Consider the following 21249-nt stretch of genomic DNA (forward strand, 5'->3'; position numbering starts at 1 on the left):
TCGACACTATTTCACGAATCCGAGCTTTGTAAATCTCTCAAGTCCACACAAATGGACGCCGATATGCAAAGCAACGGTCTTCAAGAAAGTTCCGTGGTCCGGTTAGCCGGCCGAGGTTCTGGTGGCAAGACGCCACTTTGGGCAATGCGGTTGACTAGCGACGGTCTGGCAGTGCGGTAGCTGTATCACCGCGTTTACATGCCGGCGCTATCTGCCGGGAGTTTTGCAACCATAGGAGAGCACCATGCCTTCAATCATCAATACCAACTTGCTGTCTTTGAACGCACAGCGCAACACCAGCGTCTCGCAAGCTTCGCTGTCTACTTCGATGCAACGCCTGTCTTCAGGTCTGCGCATCAACTCTGCCAAGGACGACGCCGCCGGCCTGGCCATCGCAGAACGCATGAACGCCCAGGTGCGTGGCATGAACGTCGCGGTGCGCAATGCCAACGATGGCATCTCGCTGGCTCAAACCGCTGAAGGCGCACTGGGCAAGGTCTCGGACGCCCTGCAACGTATGCGTGAACTGGCTGTGCAAGCCCGTAACGCTTCGAACAGCTCCAGCGACAAGGACTCCCTGAACAAGGAATTCCAGCAGCTGTCGTCTGAAATCAAGCGTGTGATCGGTGGCACGACCTTCAACGGTCAGACCATCATCGGCTCCAACGCTGGCGGCAAGGCCTTCCAGGTCGGTGCCAACACCACCAGCAACGACGTGATCACCGTCACCACGTCGAACATGAACAACGACGTCAGCATCAGCGCTGTGACGGGTGCCGCCTCCAAGATTGACAGCCAGCAAAACGCGACGGCCATCAAGACGGTGATCGACAACATCGACGGCGCCATCGACAAGGTCAACTCCGAGCGCGCCATGTACGGTGCCACTCAGAGCCGCTTTGACTCGGTGATCTCGAACCTGCAAGTCTCGGTCGAGAACCAGACTGCTGCTCGCAGCCGCATCATGGACACCGACTTCGCGGCGGAAACGGCCAACCTGTCACGTGCCCAGATCCTGCAACAGGCTGGCAACGCGATGATCGCCCAGGCCAACCAGCTGCCCCAGCAGGTCCTGTCTCTGCTGCGCTGATACGCCAAAAGCCGGCTGATTTCACTCAGCCAGCCCCAACAAGCCGCCTTCGGGCGGCTTTTTCTTTTACGGCCTGGAATTGGGCGGCGATGGGCCCTTTATTCGCACTTTTGGTTCTCGAGAAAACTCCGAATATCCATACCACTGGCTGAAGGAATTTTTTTGGACTCCTTCGGCGACAAGCTGAAGTTCGGCGCCATCGCCGCAAGTCTGACGAATCTTTAGGAGTGCGTTATGCCTCAGACGATCAATACCAACTTGAACTCGCTGAACGCTCAGCGCAACCTCAACACGTCGCAGATGTCTCTGTCCGTGTCGATGCAGCGGCTGTCCTCAGGCTTGCGTGTGAACTCCGCCAAGGACGATGCGGCCGGTCTGGCCATCGCCGAGCGGATGAACGCGCAGGTCAAGGGCATGAACGTCGCGGCTCGCAACGCCAACGACGGCATCTCTCTGGCGCAGACCGCTGAAGGCGCGCTGGGCAAGGTCAGCGACGCGCTGCAACGCATGCGTGAGTTGACAGTGCAGGCCCGCAACGCCTCCAACAGCTCCAGCGACAAGGACTCCCTGAACAAGGAGTTCAAGCAGCTGTCGATGGAAATCACCCGGGTTCTGGGCGCCACCACCTTCAACGGCAAGGACATCCTGGCCTCCGGAGCTGGCGCGCTGGACTTCCAGATCGGTGCCAACACCACGGCCAACGACCTGATCACCATCTCGACCGCCAACATGCTCGCCGATGCCAGCATCACGGCCGTCACCGCCAACACCGTGTCCATCGCCAGCGATGCCAACACGGCCGCGCTCAAGACGGTGATCGACTCGATCGACGGTGCGCTGGACAAGGTCAACTCCGAACGCGCGGTCTACGGTGCGACGCAAAGCCGCTTCGACGCCATCATCTCCAACCTGCAGGTGGCCGCCGAGAACCAGACCGCTGCCCGCAGCCGGATCATGGACGCCGACTTCGCTGCAGAAACGGCCAACCTGTCGCGTGCCCAGATCCTGCAGCAGGCAGGTAACGCGATGGTGGCGCAAGCCAACCAGCTGCCGCAGACCGTGCTCAAGCTCCTGGGTTGATGACCTCCCTGGATGAATGGTTATCCAGCCGGGCGCTCAAGTCCTGACGCTTCGTGCCGAAGTACACGGTGTCCGGCCTTGACCGGACATCGGCATGTCATGCCCGATCTGGCATGAGCGGCGCTGAAGGAAGACCACGATGACCTCCACCTCTTCGACATCCGGGACCATCAGCTCACTGGGCGTTGGCAGCGGCCTGGACGCCAATGCCATTGTGACCAAGCTGGTGGCGCTGGAGCGCCAGCCCATCACCACGCTTCAGACCGAAGCCGACAAGATCCAGTCCAAGATCTCGGCTTTCGGTCAGGTCCAGTCCAATCTGTCCACGCTGCGCGATGCCGCGCAAAAGCTGGCCAACCCCGATATCTGGTACAGCACGACCTCCTCGTCCTCGGATAGCAACGTCGTCAGCTTCACCACCTCGTCCGGCGCGGCAACAGGCAGCTACAGCGTGTCGGTGTCCTCCCTGGCGTCCAGCCAGTCCGTGGTCACCAACACCGCCCTGGCCTCCAGCACGTCCACCCTCGGCAGCGGCACGCTGACGATCGACCTGGGCACCCTGAGCGGCTCGACGCTGACCTCCAGCAAGACAACCAACATCAGCATCGCGTCATCCGATACGCTGGAAGCCATCCGCGACAAGATCAATGACGCGGCCGCCGGTGTCACCGCGTCCATCGTCAAGGATTCCAAAGGTGCCCGCCTGGTGATGACATCCAGCGCCTCGGGTGCCGCCAACGCCTTCAAGGTGTCGGTCAACGACACGGGTGATGGCAACAACACCGATGACGCCGGCCTGTCGGCACTGGCCTATGACCCCGCTGGCGGCACGCCTGGCACAACGCTGGCCAAGTCGGCCGCAGACGCGGCTGCATCGGTCAATGGCGTGAATGTCACCTCCAGCACCAACCAGTTCTCCGACGTGCTGACCGGCATCAGCTTCACCGTGGGCAAGCTCACCACGACGTCCAGCGGCACCCCACCGGTGGTGACCGACAACCCCGCCACCGTGACGGTCAAGCAGGACAACGACACCATCAGCAAGGCCATCAGCGACTTTGCCGGGGCCTACTCCTCACTGGTCACCCTGCTGCGCACCAACACCAAGTACGACGACTCCACCAAGACCGCCGGCACCCTGCAAGGTGACAGCACGGCCGTGGGCGTCCTCAACCAGTTGCGCGCCACGATTGGCAGCACCTCGGGCAACTCATCGGTGTTCACCACCTTGTCGTCGGCCGGTGTGACTGTCCAAAGCGATGGCACCCTGGTCGTCAACAGCACCAAGCTCACCAACGCCCTGGGCAAGTTGAGCGAAGTGAAAAAACTGTTCTCCAACGCCAACCTGAGCGACAGCAGCAAGGACGGCATCGCCACCAAGCTGCGCACGCTGGGTGACAACCTGCTGGGCTTCGAAGGGGCACTCACCACCCGCACGGCCGGCCTGAAAACCTCCGTGTCGAACAACCAGAAGCGCCAGGACGAACTGGACGCTCGCGCCACCCTGTATGAAAAGCGCTTGCGTGCGCAATACACGGCGCTGGACCAGACCATGGCCAATATCAGCGGCCAGAGCAGCTACGTGACACAAATGATCACAAACTGGAACAAGAGTTCGTGACCTATTCACGGTTCAGCCCTCAAGACTGAGCAGTTCCAGCCGAAACACAGGACAAGTGGTGTGACGCGGATGGCATGGGGCCATCCCAGACCATTGTTCACAGGTGTGATGAGGCTTTAGAGGACTGCATCATGGCGACCGTAGGCTCAGCAACAAGAGTTGACGGCGTTGACCTCCAGATGATGGTCAGCGCTGCAACTGCTTTTGCGCGCCCACAAAACGGCGTGAATGCCCCCTCGGCCGACACCGAATCGGATGCCCGCTTCTCGCAGGCCGCCAAACTGCGCAGCGCCACCTCGGCGGTGATGGACGCTGCCGCACGCCTGAACAAGACCCAGACCTGGCAGGCCACCAAGGCCACGTCAAGCAACGAATCCGTGGTGCAGGCAGCCAGCGACAAGGCCGCCCCCGGCGACTACACGGTCAACGTGGACGCGATGGCCATGGCGCAGAGCGCTGCTTCGGCCACCTTCTCCTCCTTGTCCACGGTTGTGGGCATCGGCACGCTCAACATCGAGCTGGGCAACTGGAACACCTCGCTGAGCACCTTCTCCACCAACCCCAACTGGCCCAAGGCCAGTGTCATGCTCGGCCCGAAGGACACCTCGCTGGAGCGCATCCGCGACAAGATCAATGCCGCCGGTGTCGGCGTGATTGCCCTGGTGGTCTCGGACGCAACAGGCTCGCGCCTGGTGCTGCGCTCGACCTCGACGGGTGAGGCCAATGGCTTCAAGGCCAGTGCCGAACCCAGCGGGGAAGCATCTGGCCAAGCCGCACAGGCCCTGGCCTCCCTGGGGGTGGACCCGCAATCCGTGGGCGGCAACGACCCCTTGACGCAGCCAGCACAGGATGCCCGGCTGCGCATCAACGGCCGTCAGGTCCAGTCCTCGCAGAACCTGATCGAAGACGAACACTCCGGCCTGACGCTCAGGCTCAACGGACAGAGCCCTGACCCGGTCAGGATCCACGTTGAATCCGACACCCAGGCCATCGCGCAGGACATCCACGCCTTCGCCCATGCCTACAACGACATGGCGACCCAACTGGCTGCCAGCGATCCGGCATCCACCGATGCCAGCATGCAGGCCGCGCACGCCATCGAGCAGCGCATCCAGGAAGCCTTCAGCCCGACGACGGGCGCGAGCTCCCTGAGCCAGCCCTTCCAGTCCATCGGCATCCAGCTCAAGGATGGCCAGCTGCAGGTGGACGAGAGCGCGCTGGACGAGGCCTTGAAGCAAAAGCCCACCCAGGTCGAGCAACTGTTCGACGGCAGTGGTGGGGCGGGCCGTTCATCGGGCCTGGCCACGCGCCTGCTCGAGTTGGCCCGAAGCGACGAATCGCTTGCCGCGACGCTGGACGCCTCCGCGCCCGCCAGCGAGCCGGACAACCCTTCTGCGGCAGGCGCCCTCTTCCGCCAGCGCCTCCTGGAGCAATACACGCAATCGTCTTCGTCCATGCACGAAGACGAGGCCTCGATGTCGGCAAACGCGGCCTGAATACCGCCTATTTCCTGGGATCACATCACGCCCAGGAGTTCAAGCTGCGAAGGGTGATGCCGATAAAGCATTAACGCTGAAATCAGCATCACCCAAGAGCTCCAGATGTACGCCACTGCTACCGGATCCTCCGCCAGTATGTTCGGTTCAAAAAACATGAGCAGCGTCTATCGCCAGATTGACATCGAAACCGGTGTCAGCGGCGCTTCTGCGCATCAACTCATCACCCTGCTCTTCAATGGTGCGCTCGACAGCATCGCCCAAGCCAAGGGCGCAATGCAGACCCGCAACATCGAAGGCAAGTGCGCGGCCATCTCCAAGGCCGTGCGCATCGTCGACGAAGGCCTCAAGGCCGGCCTGGACATGCGCGCGGGCGGCGAGCTCGCGCAGCAACTGGGCGACCTGTACGGCTACATCACCATGCGCCTGACACAAGGCAACCTGCGCAACGACACCGAAGCGCTGGATGAATGCGTCAGGCTGCTGGCCCCTATTCGAGATGCGTGGGTGTCCATCGCCCCCGCTGATGCCACTGTTGTCCGCGCAGCCATGGAGGTGCACGCATGAACGCCCCAGAATTGATCACTGCGCCCGACGAAGACCTGATGAACGGGAATCTGTTGAGCTACTACGAAGCCATCGAACACGCCAGCCTGGACATGCTCAACGCCGCTCGTGCCGGCGACTGGGATACCGTGGTCAAGCTGGAGGGCGCCTGTGCCGTGCTGATCGCCCAACTCAAACATGCCTCCGACGATCACCCGCTGGGGCCTGAAGAGGTGGCATTCAAGACGCGCATCATGCAGCGCATCCTGGTCAACGATGCAGAGATCCGCAACCTGGCGGAGCCCTGGATCAACGACCTCAGTCGCATGATGGGCAACGCCACCGACCCCACCAAGATGCACTGAGCACCCAAGGGCACACATGCCAGGTTCACGCGCTGCCGCTGCCGAGCTGGACGACTACCGCATCACCTCGTCCGTCGAGATACAAGCCCTGCTCAAGCAGTTGCTGGATGCCCGCTCCATGGTCACGCTCAGCGGGCCCAATGGTGAGAGCTACACCACGCTGATGTGGACGGCCGAAGACAACCGTCACGGCCTGTGCTTCAGTGCCGAAGACAGCGACGCCCGGCTGGATGCCCTGCTGGAGTCCGGCGAGATCGTGGCCGTGGCCTATCTGGACAGCATCAAGCTCCAGTTCGATCTGGAAGGCGTGGTCCACGTCAAAGGTGGCCACCACAGCGCACTCAATGCGCAGTACCCCAAGGTGGTCTACCGCTTCCAGCGCCGGGCGGCCTTCCGGGTCCAGCCCCTGGCCACCAAGAGCCCCGTTGCGCGCTTTCGCCACCCGGCCATGCCCGAAATGCAGCTCGCGCTGCGCGTGCTGGACGTGAGCCTCAGCGGTGTGGCGCTGTTCCTGCCCGACAACGTGCCCATGATCGCCGCGGGCGTCAAGATCGGCCAATGCCGTCTGGACCTCGATGACGACACGAGCATGGACGTCACCTTGATGATCCACCATGTCACGGCCATCCACCCCGAGTCCAAAGGGGCGCGCCTGGGCTGCGAGTTGATTGGCATGGACTGGAGCGACCGCACGCTGCAGTACTACATCAACCAGACGCAAAAACGCCGTCTGGCGATGGCAGCTGACAAGCGTTAAGCAAGCCTTTCGGCTTGGCTGATAGCATCGGCGCATGACCGCGCCTGCTTCTACCCCCACCTCCCCGTCCGGATCCCCCACACCCTGGGTGATCGCCACCCGTGAAAGCCGCCTGGCCCTGTGGCAGGCCGAGCACATCCGCGACCTGTTGCAAAGCCGCTTCGGGCGCCAGGTGCAATTGCTGGGCATGACCACCAAGGGCGACCAGATCCTGGACCGCGCCCTCTCCAAAGTGGGCGGCAAGGGCCTGTTCGTCAAGGAGCTGGAAGTTGCCCTGGAAGAAGGCCGCGCCGACCTGGCCGTGCACTCCCTCAAGGACGTGCCCATGGAGTTGCCCGATGGCTTCGTGCTGGCCGCCGTCATGGAGCGCGAAGACCCGCGTGACGCGCTGGTCTCCAACAAGTACGCCTGCCTGGCCGAGCTGCCGCAAGGCGCCGTGGTGGGCACATCCAGCCTGCGCCGCCTGGTGCAATTGCGTGCGCGCCGCCCGGATCTGCGCATCGAAGCGCTGCGCGGCAACCTCGACACCCGCCTGCGCAAGCTCGACGAGGGCCAGTACGACGCCATCGTGCTGGCTGCCGCCGGCCTCAAGCGCCTGGGCCTGGCCGACCGCATCCGCGAGCTGATTGCCACGACCGACATGTTGCCAGCCGCCGGCCAGGGCGCGCTGGGGCTGGAGATCCGCCAGAACCACGCGGACCTGGGCCCGGCGCTGCAAAGCCTGGCGCACCAGCCCACCTGGCTGGCCACCATGGCCGAGCGTGCCGTCTCGCGTGCCATGGGCGGCAGTTGTTCCATGCCGCTGGCGGCCTTCGCCGAATGGCGTGGCGACACCCTGGTGCTGCGCAGCCTGTTGGGCCACCCGGAGCAATCCACCCTGGTGCAGGCCCAGGCCGAAGGGCAGCCTGGCACACACGCCGAAGCCGAAGCCCTGGGCCGTTCCGTGGCCGAACAACTCAAAGCCCAGGCCGGGCCGGACTGGCTGGCTGCACTTTGACCGCCACCTTGCCCCACGCCATGCCAGGCGCCAAGCAACCTGCGCTGCAGGTGCTGGTGACCCGCCCCGAGCCCCAGGCCAGCATCTGGGCGGCCGACCTGCAGTCCAACGGGCTGGACGCCCACGCCCTGCCCCTGATCGCGATCGACGGCCCTGCCGACCCGCTGCCCGTGCTGCAGACCTGGCACGACATGGCCCGCCTGCGCCTGCTCATGTTCGTCAGCCCGGCCGCCGTCGAGTGGTTCTTCAAGCTGCGCCCTGAAGGCGCTGTCTGGGCCGAAGGCACCCTGGCCGCCACCCCGGGCCCCGGCACCGCGCACAGCCTGCTCAGCGCTGGCGAATCGGCTGGCCTGCGTGCCAACCAACTCTTGTCGCCCGACGCCTCGGCCGAACAGTTCGACTCCGAGGCCTTGTGGCCGCTGCTGGCGCCGCTGGACTGGCGGGGCCAGGACGTCGCCATCATCAGCGGTGGCGACCAGCAGGAGGCCAAAGGCCGCAACTGGCTGAGCCAGCAGTGGCGCGAGCGCGGTGCCACGGTCCACGCCGTGCTGACCTACCAGCGCGGCCCAGGCGAATGGGCCCCTGCTCAGCAGAAGCTCGCCAGCGAGGCCCTGCGCTCGCCCGAGCAGCACATCTGGCTGTTCAGCAGCTCCCAGGCCATTGACCACCTGGTCGAGCACCACCTGCCGGCCAGCGGCCTGCCCACCCCGGACTGGTCCACCACCCGGGCGCTCGTGACCCACCCCAAGATCGCCGAACGCTGCCGCCAGTTGGGCATCCAGCGCATCACGTCAACCCGCCCAACCCTGGATGCAGTGGTGGAAGCACTACGATCCACCGAGTAAGGCGGCGGACATCCGGTGTCTTCACCGTCGCGATCTGACCACGTCGATACAATGATTTCACTGTGACCGACACCAGCGCCCCCACCAACCTCCCCACACCTGTCCAGATCGAAGCCATCCCGCTCGATCCTCAGGTCGATTCCGACGCGCCCGCCAACTGGGTGCGCTGGGCCGTTCTCATCCTGAGTGTGGCCACGGCCGGCTCGGCCTGGATGGCCTGGAGCAGCCAGAAGAAGGTCCAGTCGCTGGAGCAGGAGCTGGTGCGCCGTCAGCAAGACAGCCAGGGGCAGGCCACGGAAGCCCGCGTCCTGGCCCGGCAGGCCCAGGAGGCCTCGCGTGAGGCCACCGCCCGCACCACGCTGCTGGAGACCCGCATCGCCGAAGTCGCCCTGCAACGCAGCCAGGTCGAAGACCTGATCAAGACACTGAGCCTGTCGCGTGACGAGAACCTGGTCGCCGACATCGAAGCCGGCCTGCGCGTGGCCAGCCAGCAAGCCACCCTGACAGGCAGCGCCGAGCCCCTGATCACGGCCATGCAATCGGCCGATGACCGGCTGACACGTGCCCGCCAGCCGCGCCTGGACAACATCCGCCGTGCCCTGGCCAAGGACCTGGACCGCGTGCGTGCCACCCGGGTGGCCGACACCGCCTCCCTGACCATCCGTCTGGATGAGGCCGCGCGCCTGGTTGACGAGGTGCCCCTGCTCAACCAGCCTGAAGTGGTGATGGCCCCCGTGCCCAAGGCAGATGCCGCCCCCAAGGCCAACGTGAACACCAAGCCTGCAGGCAAGAACAAGGCATTGCCCAATCAGGCAGCTGCCTCCGATGCGGCCGCCACGGACAGCCCCACCTGGGGCAGCCACATGCTGGACTGGACCAAAGGCGCGGCCCAGACCTTCTGGAACGAAACCCGTGGCCTGATCCGCCTCACGCGCATCAGCCGCCCTGAGGGCATGCTGATCTCGCCAGATCAAGGTTTCTTCCTGCGCGAGAACATCAAGCTGCGCCTGCTCAATGCCCGCCTGGCGCTCTTGAGCCGCCAGAACGCCGTGGCCCTTGCCGACCTGCAGAACATCCAGGCGACCGTGCCGCGCTACTTCGACCTGCAGTCCCGCAAGACGCAGTTGCTGCAGTCCATGCTGACTGACGTGGCCGCGCAAAGCCAGCAGACCACCGTACCCCGCCCCGACGACACCCTGGCCGCGCTGTCTGCGGTCTCGGGTGGCCGCTGACCGCCGCACCGCAAGGACGCCCACTCATGCGCTCCATTGTCTGGTTCCTCGTGCTGGCCGTGGCCGCCGTGGTGGGTGCAACCGCACTGGGCGCCAATGACGGCCTGGTCACCATCTACTGGCTGGGCTGGCGCGCCGACATCTCGCTCAACCTGTTCCTGCTGGGGCTGGTGTTGATCTTCCTGGCCGTGTACTCGCTGGTGCGCGGCCTTGACGGCCTCCTGGCCCTGCCCGAGCGCGCCAAACGCTGGCGCGTCTCCCAGCGCGACCGCGTGGCGCAAGCCGCCCTGCGCGAAGGCCTGGCCCTGTACATGGCCGGCCGCTACACCCGCGCCCACAAGGCCTGCCAGCGCGCGGTGGCCATCCAGGCCGACACCCCCGAGCTGACGCTGGACGCCGAGTTCACCGCCCTGGCCCACCTGCTGTCGGCCGGCAGCCTGCACCGCCTGCAGGACCGCAAGCGCCGTGACGAGCATCTGCAACGCGCGATCGACCTGTCCCGCCTGACCCGCAAGCCGCGCGCCACCGAAGAAGGTGCCCGCCTGCTGGCCGCCGAATGCGCGCTGGAAGACCGCGACGCCCGCCGCGCCCTGCACGACCTGTCCGAGCTGCCGCCGGGTGTGGCGCGCCGCACACAGGCCCTGCGCCTGAAGCTGCAGGCCACGCGCCTGGCACGCCAACCGGTCGAAGCGCTCAAGACCGCCCGCCTGCTGGCCAAGCACCAGGGCTTCACCCATGTGGCCGCCGAAGGCCTGCTGCGCACACTGGCCATCGAGACGCTGGACTCTGCCCGCGATGCCGACCAGCTGCGCGCCCTGTGGCAGAACCTGGACAGCAATGACCGCAAGGACCCGCTGGTGGTGGCGCACGCCGCCCGCCGCATGGCGGACCTGGGTGCCCAGCTTGAAGCCCGCCAATGGCTGGCCCCTCTGTGGGATCGCATTGCCCAACACACGCCCGACGCAGTGGACGCCCTGTCCAACGCGCTGTCGCACAGCCTGCTGGGCCTGGAAGCCGAATGGCTGCCCCGCCTGGATGCCACCACACAAGCCGCACTGCGCAACCCCGCACTGGCCCTGACGCTGGGCCTGGCCCTGTCAGAGCGCCAGTTGTGGGGCAAGGCCCGCGGCATGCTGCTGTCTGCGGCCAACGACCTGCAGCTTGATCTGGAGCGCCGCCGCATGGCCTGGGCCAAGCTGGGCCAACTTGCTGAACGCGAGCACCGCCCCGAAGAAGCAGCCCGTTTCTATCGCCTTGCTGCGCTGCCTGATCGCGATTGAATCGAGCCTGAACGCCATCAAACGGCGCGCCCATCGGGGCTCAAAAAGCAGTTTGTATGACGACTTGTTTACACATGCTCGTAAACCATGCTATAGTCTCACTTCTCGGCGGCTGTAGCTCAGTTGGATAGAGTACTTGGCTACGAACCAAGGGGTCGTGGGTTCGAATCCTGCCAGCCGCACCAGTTTCACCTCACAGTGTCAAACCGGTAACCGAGAACATTTTTAGCGGCTGTAGCTCAGTTGGATAGAGTACTTGGCTACGAACCAAGGGGTCGTGGGTTCGAATCCTGCCAGCCGCACCAGACAAACCGCCTGAAGGTCAACGCCTTCAGGCGGTTTTTCTTTTGGCTCGGCGCCATTTGACATTTGCTCTTGCGAGCATTCGTCCAGCAAGGCGCGACCAACTGGCGCGCCCTGCTTGCATCTACGTCACTTCGGTGCGTACCTGACCCAAGGCTGAGCAACAGGCTTGGGTGCCACGCCGCCGCCTGTCGTTGACACCGACATGGCCTGCGCCCTCCCCGCTGCCGCCACACTGTTGGGCATCGCTTGCGCCATGCTCACCGGCACCACGATCAACTTCTTGCCCCCTGCAATGAACAGCGTGCGGCCATCAGGACTTATCGTCATCTTGCTCTCGTAGCTTTCGGCGCAACGGTACTCGAGTGTGCACGGTGTGGGGTAGTCCTTGATATCGAATGAAGCCACGATCGGCAACGAATTCCCAACGCTGGGGCGGACAGACGAATCCATCACGTAGATGCGCGGCAAAGCCGTGTCATAGGCAGGATTGTGGGTGCGCATATAGTCAAAGACCGGGAACGCCAGCACATAGGTCCGCTTACCGTCCGGCGATGGCGTAGCGCTCATCAACTGATAGTTGGCTTCCTGGCGGGCCAGAAACCCGATTAGTTTGAAGCCGCTATCCCGCACCTCCGACGCACCGACCACCACCCGCTCACCATTGGCCGAGACCGACATGGCGTCGCTGACGTAGTCCATAGGCGGATTGACGTGGGCGACGCCATCCGTGGCATCCATGTAAAAGGCAAATTGCGGATTGCCGTAATACCCGGACGAACCCCATAGGCGCTCACCGCTGCCATCGACTGACAGAACACTCCCCACACTGGACGTGCTCAGTGCGAAGGTCTTGTTCCAATGGTCGAAATAGTACCGCCCTACCCAGGAGCGCCCATCATTGGTTGCGGGGATGCCGTTCCCAAGCTTGCCATAGCCGTTGTAATTCGAAGTCCAACCGCCCAGCTCGAAGGTGTTCTCCAAAGTGTCCGTGCTCCACAGCCGGAAAGATGACATGTAGGAGCCAGTCAGCAGCGTATCGCCATCGGGGCCAATGCCGAAATTGTTCAACCCGAGCACACTGGTCATCTTCTCGACCCAACGCCCAGATTCAAAGGTGTACTTGAACAACTCCCCTGTGTAGAGGTTGCCCGTAAAGATGGCTTTACGTACCGGGTCATACAGCACAGCGATAGGCGCGCCTTCCCTGGGGATCGCAGCGTAGCCGTAGTCAACGGGGTCCACCACACTCAACTTGACTGCATGCGTGGGCACATCCAGATTGTTGCCAAGCGTCAAGATGTAGGTGCCTGCCTGCAGGGCGGGCACTTCAAGCTTGATCTGGCCGTCGTTCAGGCGCGTCGCACTGCTTGCCACCACGCCTGGGGTATTGAGGTAGGGGATGATGTCCGGCACACCATTGAAACCTTGGCCACGCAGATGGATGGTGGCGGCGCGCCCTGACGTCAACGCATAGGGGCCCGCGTAGCGCAACTCAGCCAACGCCTTGCGCACGATCACGTTGAAACTGACAGGCGCAATGGCCTGATTCACCGGGGTCAGGGTGATGACGCCTTTGATGTCGCTGAAGCTGGGCATGGCGCCCAGAGCCGACTGGTCGATCGTGTAGCCCAATTTTTCGCCGGTGAGGCCGCTGGTTCTTGTCAACTTCAGCCAAGGTGCCGCCGAAGTAGCCGTCCAGGCCTCAGCCGGGCCTGCCGACAGTGCAATGTTGAAACTGCCTTGCAAGTCAGCCTGGCTTGAGGAGTTCAGCAGCTTGATGCTGTGATCGGCCGGCAGTATGAGGTTCTGCCCCACCGTGAACGCGACCCTGATCCATTGCCACGTGTCCGTACTCGGGTGAGTGACTTTCACCCATGCTGAGTACGAACCCCGGCTCAAGCTCACGCCGGAGGCGCTGAGGAGCAGCCCCGTGTCGGTGGGCCGAACCTTCAGCCAGCCCTCACCATAGACCGATTGGTCATAGTCAATGCTGTAATGAAGATCTTCTCGCGTGTTGCCCCAGGTAGGCAAACCAACCTCGACGGATTGCGACACGGTCGCAGCAGGGTCGGCCACAACGAAGGTCATGGAACTGGTCGAGACACGCAAGTCGAACTCGCCACCCGGAGGTGGCGTGACCACGTAGTAGACCCCGACAGTTCGAGTCTGGGTACCGGATGTCACCTCAACGGATGCGCTGTATGTACCAGACCGCAGGGACTTCGCGTTCAAAGCCTGCGTCAAACCATTTTTCTCCCCCAGGCTCAGCCATTCCCCGCCGTAAAGAACCTTGGTCGAATAGTCTGTTGCGCCGCTGGGCAGTTGGAGCACCGTCAACTGGCCTGACGCACTCTGGCTTTGACCGCTGACGGCATTGATCTGAACACCGCCTACCTTGAGCACTTTCAGAATCGTGACAGTGAATGCCACGGGCAAAGGCGTACCGCCGATGGGCTGCGTGCATTTGGCATCCGCGCAGGCATAAAGCATCACGGTGCCTTTGTAGACACCTGGAGGCAGCGTACTGTCTGGCCGAAAGGGAAACTTGGCATCCTTGTTCGTGAGGGTGGCCAAGATAGGGGACTGCAGCCCCGGGCTATTTGCGATAGCCAGGACGTACAGGCTATTGGGCAATTGCCCTTGGGGTGTCGCCGTCACCACAGCCAAGTCGCTGCTTTCCCCCTCATTGCTCGTCAGGGATATCTCGTTCTTGTCCAGCGAAACAGTGAAACCGCCCGTAGAAGATGCCGAAGCGTCACTGGAGCCCCCGCCACCGCCACCACCACCACCGCATGACAACAGCGATCCCAGCAGCATCACACCCAGCACCCACCTCAGAAGGCGCGAGCGCGCCCATCCATCACGTACCGTGACCAACATCACTTCCCCCTGAAAAATGCAGCGACGCTCTGGTCCATGCGTGACACGAACCGGCGGACTTTGTCGAAACTTACAACTTTGGCAAGAAGTGTAAAGAGCCCCGACGCTTCGCCGGCCAACCATCCCCCGGACCCGGGGGCCGATAACCCCATGCGTGGGCCTGCATTTGCCCCGCTGTTTCAGGAACCTCAACCCCCCATTTCAAGGCCGGGCAAGCCCCCTCATCGCAAACCCGGAAATGTCGTTTCCTCGACATACCCAGCAATGTTTCACGGACACCATGGCTCGTTGTTCCATATTGATTCAACGAACCTAAATCAAAACATCGCCAGGAAACATTGATGACATTCCACCTGAACACCCATCGCCTGCTGCAGACCGCCGTATCAACAGCGGCGGCCGCACTCCTGGCGCCGAGCCTGGCCAGCGCAGCCACAGACCCGTTCTACCAATACACAGACAGCACGCCGCTGTCCAGCATCGCACCCGGCACAGTACTGAAGAGCCGCACGATTTCCGCCTACATCGCAGGCCTCAAGACCTCGTACAAGGCCACCCAAATCGTGTACCGATCGACCGACGCCATGCAGCAAGCTGTAGCGAACGTCACGACCATCTTCACGCCTGATTGCACGACGGCATCTGCCTGTCCGAACAAGAACAAGGTGATCTCCTACCAGTCGTTCTATGACTCGCTGAACCCGGAGGATGCGCCCTCACGCGCATTTGCAGGTGGCACGCGTCTGCCTGATGTGGTTCCAGGCGTCGAGACGATCCTGTTCGGGTCCTACGTGAAGAATGGCTACACCGTCATCATCTCCGACACGCAAGGCCAGAAGGCCGACTTCGCCGCCGGCCCGGAGTACGGCTACAACACGCTGGATTCGATCCGCGCAGCATTCAATACCCCTCAGATCGGCCTCAGCAGCAACGCCAAGGTTGTATTGCTGGGCTATTCGGGCGGTGCCATCGCCACAGAGTGGGCAGCCGAGCTGGCACCAAGCTACGCGCCTGACGTGAACGCCAACCTGATCGGCGCCACCTTTGGTGGCACGCTGGTGAGCCCCGAGCACAACCTGACCTATGTCGAAGGTGCGCCCATCTGGGGTGGCGTGATGCCCATGGCGGTCATCGGCGTCTCGCGCTCCTACAACATCGACATTCAAAAGTACCTCACCGCGCGCGGCCTGGAGGTCTACAACAAGATGCAGAAGGCCTCGATTGCTTACGTGCTCGGCATGTACAGCAACGTCACCTGGAAGGACCTCGTCAAGCCCGAGTACCAGGACCGCACCAAGATTCCCGAGTACGTGGAAGCCGCAAACAAGGTCATCATGGGTACGGGTGGCACCCCGACCATTCCTCTGCAAATCGGTCAGGGCACGGGTGGCATCTGGGAAGGCACCAAGCCATCGCCCATCTGGGGCAAGGGTGATGGCGTGATGTTGGCTGGCGATGTCCGCACACTGGCGCGCCAATACTGCGCCCAGGGCGTGAAGGTTCAGCACAAGGAATACGGCACGAGCCACTTCACGACCATGATCAATTGGCTGCCCAGTGCAACCGCCTGGATCGATGACCGCTTCGCCGGCAAGCCTGCACCGGAGAACTGCGCCAGCATCGCCCCGGGCAACTCGCTGGCGCCGCTCGTGTATGCCCCCTGAGGTTTGATCTCTCTCAAGACCGTTGCATGGGCGGGCTAAAAACCCCCGCCGCCACACCATGCAAACCGCCTGAAGGCCGACACCTTCAGGCGGTTTTTCTTTTTGATCCACGCGATTTTTGGGCTCCTCCACCCCCGATTTCAGGGGTGCTTTCACGGGGGAAAGCCCCCTCATCGCAAACCCCTGAAATGTCGATTCCTCGACAGTTGGATCGTGAGGTGATGCGCACTATGACGCCTTATCGCCCTACGGGTTCAATGAACGTCAAGAAGACGTCGCTAGGAGACAAAATGCAATTTCGCCTGAGCACCCAACGCCTGCTGCAAACTGCAGTCCAGACCGCAGTGGCCGCCATCATGGTGCCAAGCATGGCCAGCGCTGCCACAGACCCGTTCTACCAGTACACAGACAGCACCCCGCTGTCCAGCATCGCGCCCGGCACGGTCCTCAAGAGCCGCACGATTTCGGTCTACATCGCTGGCCTCAAGACGTCGTACAAGGCCACCCAGATCGTGTACCGCTCGACCGATGCCATGCTGCAACCTGCCGCGAACGTGACGACCGTGTTCACGCCCGATTGCGCGTCTGCATCTGCCTGCCCGAACAAGAACAAGGTGATCTCCTACCAGTCGTTCTACGACTCGCTGAACCCTGAGGATTCGCCTTCGCGTGCGTTCGCTGGCGGCAAGAGGCTCCCAGACATGCTTCCAGCGGTCGAGACGATGTTGTTCGGGTCTTACGTGAAAAAGGGCTACACCGTCGTCATCTCGGATACCGAAGGTCAGAAAGCCAACTTTGCGGCCGGCCCCGAGTACGGCTACAACACGCTGGATTCGATTCGTGCGACTTTCAATTCGCCACAAATCGGTCTCAACAACAACGCCAAAGTGGCCTTGATCGGCTACTCGGGCGGCGCGATCGCCACCGAGTGGGCGGCCGAACTGGCACCGACCTACGCGCCTGATGTGAACGCCAACCTGATTGGCGCTGCGTTTGGTGGCACGCTGGTAAGTCCTGAACACAATCTGAGCTATATCGAAGACGCGCCCATGTGGGGTGGTGTGATGCCCATGGCGGTCATCGGTGTCTCGCGTTCCTACAACATCGACATTCAAAAGTACCTCACCGAGCGCGGCCTGGATGTCTACAACAAGATGCAAAAGGCCTCGATCGCTTACGTGCTCTTCCAGTACAGCAACGTCAGCTGGAAGGCCCTCGTCAAGCCCGAGTACCAGGACCGCACCAAGATTCCTGAGTACGTGGCAGCGGTGAACAAGGTCATCATGGGCACGGGCGGCACACCCACCATCCCCCTGCAGATCGGCCAAGGCACCGGCGGCATCTGGGAAGGCACCAAGCCATCGCCGCTCTGGGGCAAAGGCGACGGCGTGATGTTGGCCGGCGATGTCCGCTCCCTCGCGCGCCAGTACTGCGCCCAGGGCGTGAAGGTTCAGCACAAAGAGTATGGCTCGAGTCACTTCGTGACCATGGTCAGCTGGCTGCCGGGCGCGACCGCCTGGATCGACGACCGATTCGCTGGCAAGCCTGCACCGGAGAACTGCGCCAGCATCGCCCCGGGCAACTCGCTGGAGCCGCTCGTCTACACGCCATGAGGTGCTGACTGCTGGCCATGGGCGTGCAAAGGCGCCCACCAGCCGCACCACACAGACAGCCTGAAGGTCAACGCCTTCAGGCTGTTTTTCCTTGTGCCTGGACTGTGTTCAGGAACAGAGCTTGTTGACGGCATCCAGCAGCTGGGATGGCTGAAACGGCTTGACGATCCAGCCCCGCACGCCTGCTGCCTTGCCCTCCGCCTTGAGCTCGGCGCGAGACTCCGTGGTGATCATCAGGATCGGCGTGAACTTGTGGGCCGAAGCCTTGGCCCGTTTGGCAAACTCGATGCCATCCATGTGCGGCATGTTGACGTCGCAGATGATGAGGTCCAGCTTCGGTGCCGACAACTTGCTGCAGGCATCGCGCCCATCGACGGCCTCGATCACCGTGTAGCCCGCCTTGCTCAAGGCCAGATTCGCCACCTGCCGGAAGGTGCCCGAATCGTCCACGACCAGAATCGTCTTGCTCATGTTCAGCCAACCCGTGAAGGCACCATGAAATTGGGACAGCCAGCACGGTATCCGCTCCCATGGGCAAGTCAAGCCCATCGCCACAACAGCCCCACCAAATCGCTGCTTTTCCGTCGATTGATCACACAGCCCGGCGATACATGCCACCAGGGGCTCAAACAAGCGCTGCCCCGCTCCGATAGCCCAGAGATCAGGCCGCGCATGTCGCGCCATGCCTGGGCCAGTCAAGGAGTTGTGCATGCGCAAGGGTTTGGGATTGAGCACCATCGTGGCCATGTCGGCCGCACTCGCCACGTCAAGCGGCTTCGCCGAGACGCACCGTGCGGCCACCCTGCCCGGCTCGCCCGCCCCCTCGCAGATGGTGGCGCTGGACGACCAGGACCTCAAGCAGGTCCATGGTGCCGGCATCGATGACGACACCTTGCGCCAGCTGGGGCGCGGCCAGCTCAGGCAATCTGGCGAAGACCACCGCCGTCAGGCGGCCTCGACACAGAACACCGCGGCGCTGCTGGCCGCGCTGGAGCTGCAGGCCAACGCCGGCCCGCGAACGGCGGTCATGGCAGTGAACGCCGTGAACACGGCCGCACAAGTGGGCGGCACCTTGATCGCGCTGACGCCAGTCACCATGCTGGCGCCCATCGGCCTGCCTCTGTTCGGGCTGCCTGCCTTACCGCACAACAACCACTGAAGCAGCCCGCCTGATCAAGGCAAAGCCAGCGTCACCGAGGCGCTGGCGTTGCTGCGCAGGTCCACCACGGTGCTGGCACGCACCCAGCGCAGGCTGCCCGTGTGGCCTGCTGCACGCAAGGCCACCGCGTAAACCGCCGTGCCGCCAATCGCAGCGGCCTGGCTGCCTGCGGGCACGTTGACGACCACGCTGCCACCACCCGTCACAGCCTGCGTGGCCACCACCCCGTTGACATCCGACACGACAAGCTTGGCGCCGTCATACGTGGATGACAAGGTGCCCGTCAGCGTCACCTGGATCTGGCCGATGCCCAGCGCCGCCTGGCGCACAGGATTGGCCACGGTGATGCTGCTGGCCACGCCCAATGCAGGCGCCTGCACGCTGCTCGCACCGGGGTCGTCATAGGCCGTGCCCAGTGCCAGCATGCTGAAGGCCTCACTGCCCTCTTGCGGCACGGTGTCCGTGAACACCAGCGGCGGATAGGTGGTGACACCGGTACCCGAGTCTGTTGTGGGCGCCACATACGGCGCCACGCTCACGGGCCCTTGCGGCAAGGCCAGCGGTTGAGCCAGCACGCCCCCCATCACATCCACGTTCGACAAGGCCACCTCATAGGGCTGGGTCACGCTGCCCAGGGTCTGGCCCACATACAGCTGACTGCCCGGGGGCGACATGGTCGAGGCCAGGTTCACCGTGCGCGGCGTGGTGGGCGTGATCACGGGCCGGATGGGGTTGTCGTTCGTGCCCAGCGTCGTCCAGTCCAGCGTGACCAGCACACTGAAAGCCGACACGGCCACGTCCTTGATCACCATGGTCTGCATGTGGCGGCCGGTGATCACGACGTCGTAACGCGTGTCCGATGGCAAGGGGTACAGCGCAAAACCACCGCTGGTGCTGCCCACCCGGTACTGGCGCACGCCAACATGACGCTGTCCATCTGCAGACAGGCTCTGCGCGCTGACCACGATGTCCTCTGCGCAGTTGGGCGCCGCCGGTGCAGACGCCCCGCCGCAGATCAGCGCCGGGGCGATCTGGCCAATGATGGCGCCACTGGTGGCCATGTCGTAGCTGCGCAGGCTCGGCCGGAAGCTGAAGTGGTCGATGCCATCGGGCGAGCTCATGCGCACCAGGCTTTGCAGCAGGTCGGCGCCCATCACCACATAGCTGCCGCTGTTGGCGGCCATCGTGAACGAGCCGGGCAAACGCCAGCCCAGCTCTGGGGCGGGCAATTCCAGGGGCACGGTGCGCGCCACGCCGCCCGCATCCTGGTAGTTGACCTGGGCGTTGTAGCTCAGGCCCTTGGCCACGGCCGCATCGTCGAGCGCGGCGTCATGCGCCAGCGGGAACACGCGGATCTGGCCATAGGTGCCAGCCGGCACGCTCAGCCCATTGAAGATGGGGGTCACATTGCCCTGCGAAGTGCTGGGCACCGCCAGGTCGATGACCACGGGCGTCTTGAGCTTGAGCACCGTCCAGCTGCGATCGGTGCTGGACCAGGCCTGGGAAGCCTGTGGGTGCAAGGCCACGCTGCCCACGGTCACCCACACGTGGGTCACGTCACGGTAGGCCCCACCAGACAGGCCCAGCGTGAACGCGGCATGCGTGGCGTCAGCCCCGGAAGAGGCGCTGGAGCTGGCGCTGTTGGTCGAACCACCCCCACCACCGCAAGCCATCAACAGGCCGCACAGCAGCGAAGCCAGCAGCCACTTGCCGGCGCGGGCCGTGTAGCCCCCAGGACTGCGGCCCGTGTTCATGGTGCAACCGTTGCAGTGCGCAGCTTCATGCCCACGGCCTGCGTCATGGCCTGCATCTTGGGGTCGATGAGGGCATGGCTTTCGGCTGCTACCTTCTCACCCAGCGCCCGCTCCATCTGCGGGATCAACTGCTCGAACTTCTTTTTCAGCGGCGACTCCAGCAAGGCGACCAGCTGCTTGAGCTCGTCTTCGGTGAACTGCTGCTGCAGCACGGGCACCACGGTATTGGCCATCTGCTTTTTGGCGGTATCGCGGGCAATGGGCGTGGCTTCGTCCACGTACTTCTGGATGTCGACAGCGATGTCCTTGAGCGTGGCGTCGCGCTTCTCGGCCGAGACACGCCCTTGCAGCGCGATGCGCGCCTGCTGCATGGCGCTGGCTGCGGGCCGCTGCACCATCACGACCACGACATCATCCGGATGCCACACGGCCAGCACACGCTCGATGAGCTTGGCCTTGGTGTCGGCGGTCTGGCCCCAGGCCGGTGCCAGTGCGCAGGCCGACAGGCACAGCGCAGCGGTCAACTGAGTCAGACGGGGAAACGAGCGAACAAAAGACATGGCA

At 63.4% G+C, this 21249-nt stretch carries 18 protein-coding genes and 2 tRNA genes; 16 read left to right on the top strand and 4 right to left on the bottom strand.

From position 1 onward, the window contains the following. Positions 1-244: 244 nt before the first annotated feature. The 13 genes from HY019_RS06305 to HY019_RS06365 all read left to right on the top strand — a co-directional run bounded on the left by HY019_RS06305 (position 245) and on the right by HY019_RS06365 (position 11614). The gene (locus HY019_RS06305) at positions 245-1090 is read left to right on the top strand and encodes a flagellin (RefSeq protein ID WP_290689319.1); all 846 of its coding nucleotides are present in this window, start codon (positions 245-247) and stop codon (positions 1088-1090) included. Positions 1091-1324: 234 nt separating this feature from the next. After that, positions 1325-2170, top strand: a complete 846-nt coding sequence (locus tag HY019_RS06310) for a flagellin domain-containing protein (protein WP_290689321.1) — start codon at positions 1325-1327, stop codon at positions 2168-2170. A 139-nt stretch (positions 2171-2309) separates the two neighbouring features. After that, on the top strand, positions 2310-3791 hold the full coding sequence (fliD, locus tag HY019_RS06315) for a flagellar filament capping protein FliD (RefSeq protein WP_290689323.1): 1482 nt from the start codon (positions 2310-2312) through the stop codon (positions 3789-3791). Positions 3792-3922: 131 nt separating this feature from the next. Next, positions 3923-5287 carry a flagellar filament capping protein FliD gene (gene fliD, locus HY019_RS06320; RefSeq protein ID WP_290689325.1) on the top strand — a complete coding sequence of 455 codons (1365 nt, stop codon included), beginning with the start codon at positions 3923-3925 and terminating at the stop codon, positions 5285-5287. A gap of 156 nt (positions 5288-5443) precedes the next feature. Beyond that, a complete protein-coding gene (gene fliS / locus HY019_RS06325; protein ID WP_290689327.1) occupies positions 5444-5854 on the top strand; it encodes a flagellar export chaperone FliS in 411 nt (136 codons plus the stop codon). A 38-nt stretch (positions 5855-5892) separates the two neighbouring features. Further along, positions 5893-6198, top strand: a complete 306-nt coding sequence (locus tag HY019_RS06330) for a flagellar protein FliT (RefSeq protein WP_290689365.1) — start codon at positions 5893-5895, stop codon at positions 6196-6198. Positions 6199-6214: 16 nt separating this feature from the next. After that, positions 6215-6955, top strand: coding sequence for a flagellar brake protein (locus tag HY019_RS06335; RefSeq protein ID WP_290689329.1), 741 nt, complete (start codon positions 6215-6217; stop codon positions 6953-6955). Positions 6956-6989: 34 nt separating this feature from the next. Next, complete coding sequence (gene hemC / locus HY019_RS06340) at positions 6990-7952, top strand: hydroxymethylbilane synthase (RefSeq protein WP_290689331.1); 963 nt, start codon at positions 6990-6992, stop codon at positions 7950-7952. Continuing rightward, complete coding sequence (locus HY019_RS06345; protein ID WP_290689333.1) at positions 7949-8797, top strand: uroporphyrinogen-III synthase; 849 nt, start codon at positions 7949-7951, stop codon at positions 8795-8797. Before hemC ends, HY019_RS06345 begins: the two co-directional genes overlap by 4 nt. A 62-nt stretch (positions 8798-8859) precedes the next feature. Further along, a complete protein-coding gene (locus HY019_RS06350; protein WP_290689335.1) occupies positions 8860-10029 on the top strand; it encodes a uroporphyrinogen-III C-methyltransferase in 1170 nt (389 codons plus the stop codon). 26 nt (positions 10030-10055) lie between these two features. Beyond that, positions 10056-11309: a heme biosynthesis HemY N-terminal domain-containing protein gene (locus tag HY019_RS06355; RefSeq protein WP_290689337.1), complete on the top strand. Its 1254-nt coding sequence runs from the start codon at positions 10056-10058 to the stop codon at positions 11307-11309. A gap of 108 nt (positions 11310-11417) precedes the next feature. Next, a tRNA-Arg gene (locus HY019_RS06360) sits at positions 11418-11494 on the top strand. 43 nt (positions 11495-11537) lie between these two features. After that, positions 11538-11614 (top strand) — tRNA-Arg (locus HY019_RS06365). 127 nt (positions 11615-11741) lie between these two features. On the opposite strand, the gene HY019_RS06370 is transcribed toward HY019_RS06365, so the two are convergent. Continuing rightward, positions 11742-14495 (bottom strand): hypothetical protein, encoded by a 2754-nt coding sequence (locus tag HY019_RS06370; RefSeq protein ID WP_290689338.1) that lies wholly within the window; start codon positions 14493-14495, stop codon positions 11742-11744. Positions 14496-14836: 341 nt separating this feature from the next. Between HY019_RS06370 and HY019_RS06375 the strand changes: the two genes are divergently transcribed. Both HY019_RS06375 and HY019_RS06380 read left to right on the top strand, forming a co-directional pair. Continuing rightward, complete coding sequence (locus tag HY019_RS06375) at positions 14837-16159, top strand: lipase family protein (protein ID WP_290689340.1); 1323 nt, start codon at positions 14837-14839, stop codon at positions 16157-16159. Between the two features lie 290 nt (positions 16160-16449). Next, on the top strand, positions 16450-17772 hold the full coding sequence (locus HY019_RS06380; RefSeq protein ID WP_290689341.1) for a lipase family protein: 1323 nt from the start codon (positions 16450-16452) through the stop codon (positions 17770-17772). 108 nt (positions 17773-17880) lie between these two features. Here the strand turns inward: HY019_RS06380 and HY019_RS06385 are convergent, their stop codons facing one another. Then, a complete protein-coding gene (locus tag HY019_RS06385; protein WP_290689342.1) occupies positions 17881-18243 on the bottom strand; it encodes a response regulator in 363 nt (120 codons plus the stop codon). Between the two features lie 238 nt (positions 18244-18481). Between HY019_RS06385 and HY019_RS06390 the strand changes: the two genes are divergently transcribed. Beyond that, complete coding sequence (locus HY019_RS06390; protein ID WP_290689343.1) at positions 18482-18931, top strand: hypothetical protein; 450 nt, start codon at positions 18482-18484, stop codon at positions 18929-18931. A gap of 14 nt (positions 18932-18945) precedes the next feature. Here the strand turns inward: HY019_RS06390 and HY019_RS06395 are convergent, their stop codons facing one another. Next, on the bottom strand, positions 18946-20685 hold the full coding sequence (locus tag HY019_RS06395) for a DUF4382 domain-containing protein (RefSeq protein ID WP_290689345.1): 1740 nt from the start codon (positions 20683-20685) through the stop codon (positions 18946-18948). Beyond that, positions 20682-21245 (bottom strand): DUF2059 domain-containing protein, encoded by a 564-nt coding sequence (locus HY019_RS06400; RefSeq protein ID WP_290689347.1) that lies wholly within the window; start codon positions 21243-21245, stop codon positions 20682-20684. Before HY019_RS06400 ends, HY019_RS06395 begins: the two co-directional genes overlap by 4 nt. Between the last annotated feature and the right edge of the window lie 4 nt (positions 21246-21249).

This window comes from Aquabacterium sp. (genome assembly GCF_016195855.1).
GTDB lineage: Bacteria > Pseudomonadota > Gammaproteobacteria > Burkholderiales > Burkholderiaceae_C > Aquabacterium.

Bases quoted from the DNA above. Each gene is read 5' to 3' on its own strand.
- HY019_RS06335 (WP_290689329.1), top strand. From the start codon at position 6,215: ATGCCAGGTTCACGCGCTGCCGCTGCCGAGCTGGACGACTACCGCATC.
- HY019_RS06330 (WP_290689365.1), top strand. From the start codon at position 5,893: ATGAACGGGAATCTGTTGAGCTACTACGAAGCCATCGAACACGCCAGC.
- HY019_RS06310 (WP_290689321.1), top strand. From the start codon at position 1,325: ATGCCTCAGACGATCAATACCAACTTGAACTCGCTGAACGCTCAGCGC.
- HY019_RS06355 (WP_290689337.1), top strand. From the start codon at position 10,056: ATGCGCTCCATTGTCTGGTTCCTCGTGCTGGCCGTGGCCGCCGTGGTG.
- hemC (WP_290689331.1), top strand. From the start codon at position 6,990: ATGACCGCGCCTGCTTCTACCCCCACCTCCCCGTCCGGATCCCCCACA.
- HY019_RS06400 (WP_290689347.1), bottom strand. From the start codon at position 21,245: ATGTCTTTTGTTCGCTCGTTTCCCCGTCTGACTCAGTTGACCGCTGCG.
- fliS (WP_290689327.1), top strand. From the start codon at position 5,444: ATGAGCAGCGTCTATCGCCAGATTGACATCGAAACCGGTGTCAGCGGC.
- HY019_RS06390 (WP_290689343.1), top strand. From the start codon at position 18,482: ATGCGCAAGGGTTTGGGATTGAGCACCATCGTGGCCATGTCGGCCGCA.
- HY019_RS06380 (WP_290689341.1), top strand. From the start codon at position 16,450: ATGCAATTTCGCCTGAGCACCCAACGCCTGCTGCAAACTGCAGTCCAG.
- HY019_RS06395 (WP_290689345.1), bottom strand. From the start codon at position 20,685: ATGAACACGGGCCGCAGTCCTGGGGGCTACACGGCCCGCGCCGGCAAG.
- HY019_RS06375 (WP_290689340.1), top strand. From the start codon at position 14,837: ATGACATTCCACCTGAACACCCATCGCCTGCTGCAGACCGCCGTATCA.
- fliD (WP_290689325.1), top strand. From the start codon at position 3,923: ATGGCGACCGTAGGCTCAGCAACAAGAGTTGACGGCGTTGACCTCCAG.
- HY019_RS06370 (WP_290689338.1), bottom strand. From the start codon at position 14,495: ATGTTGGTCACGGTACGTGATGGATGGGCGCGCTCGCGCCTTCTGAGG.
- fliD (WP_290689323.1), top strand. From the start codon at position 2,310: ATGACCTCCACCTCTTCGACATCCGGGACCATCAGCTCACTGGGCGTT.
- HY019_RS06305 (WP_290689319.1), top strand. From the start codon at position 245: ATGCCTTCAATCATCAATACCAACTTGCTGTCTTTGAACGCACAGCGC.
- HY019_RS06385 (WP_290689342.1), bottom strand. From the start codon at position 18,243: ATGAGCAAGACGATTCTGGTCGTGGACGATTCGGGCACCTTCCGGCAG.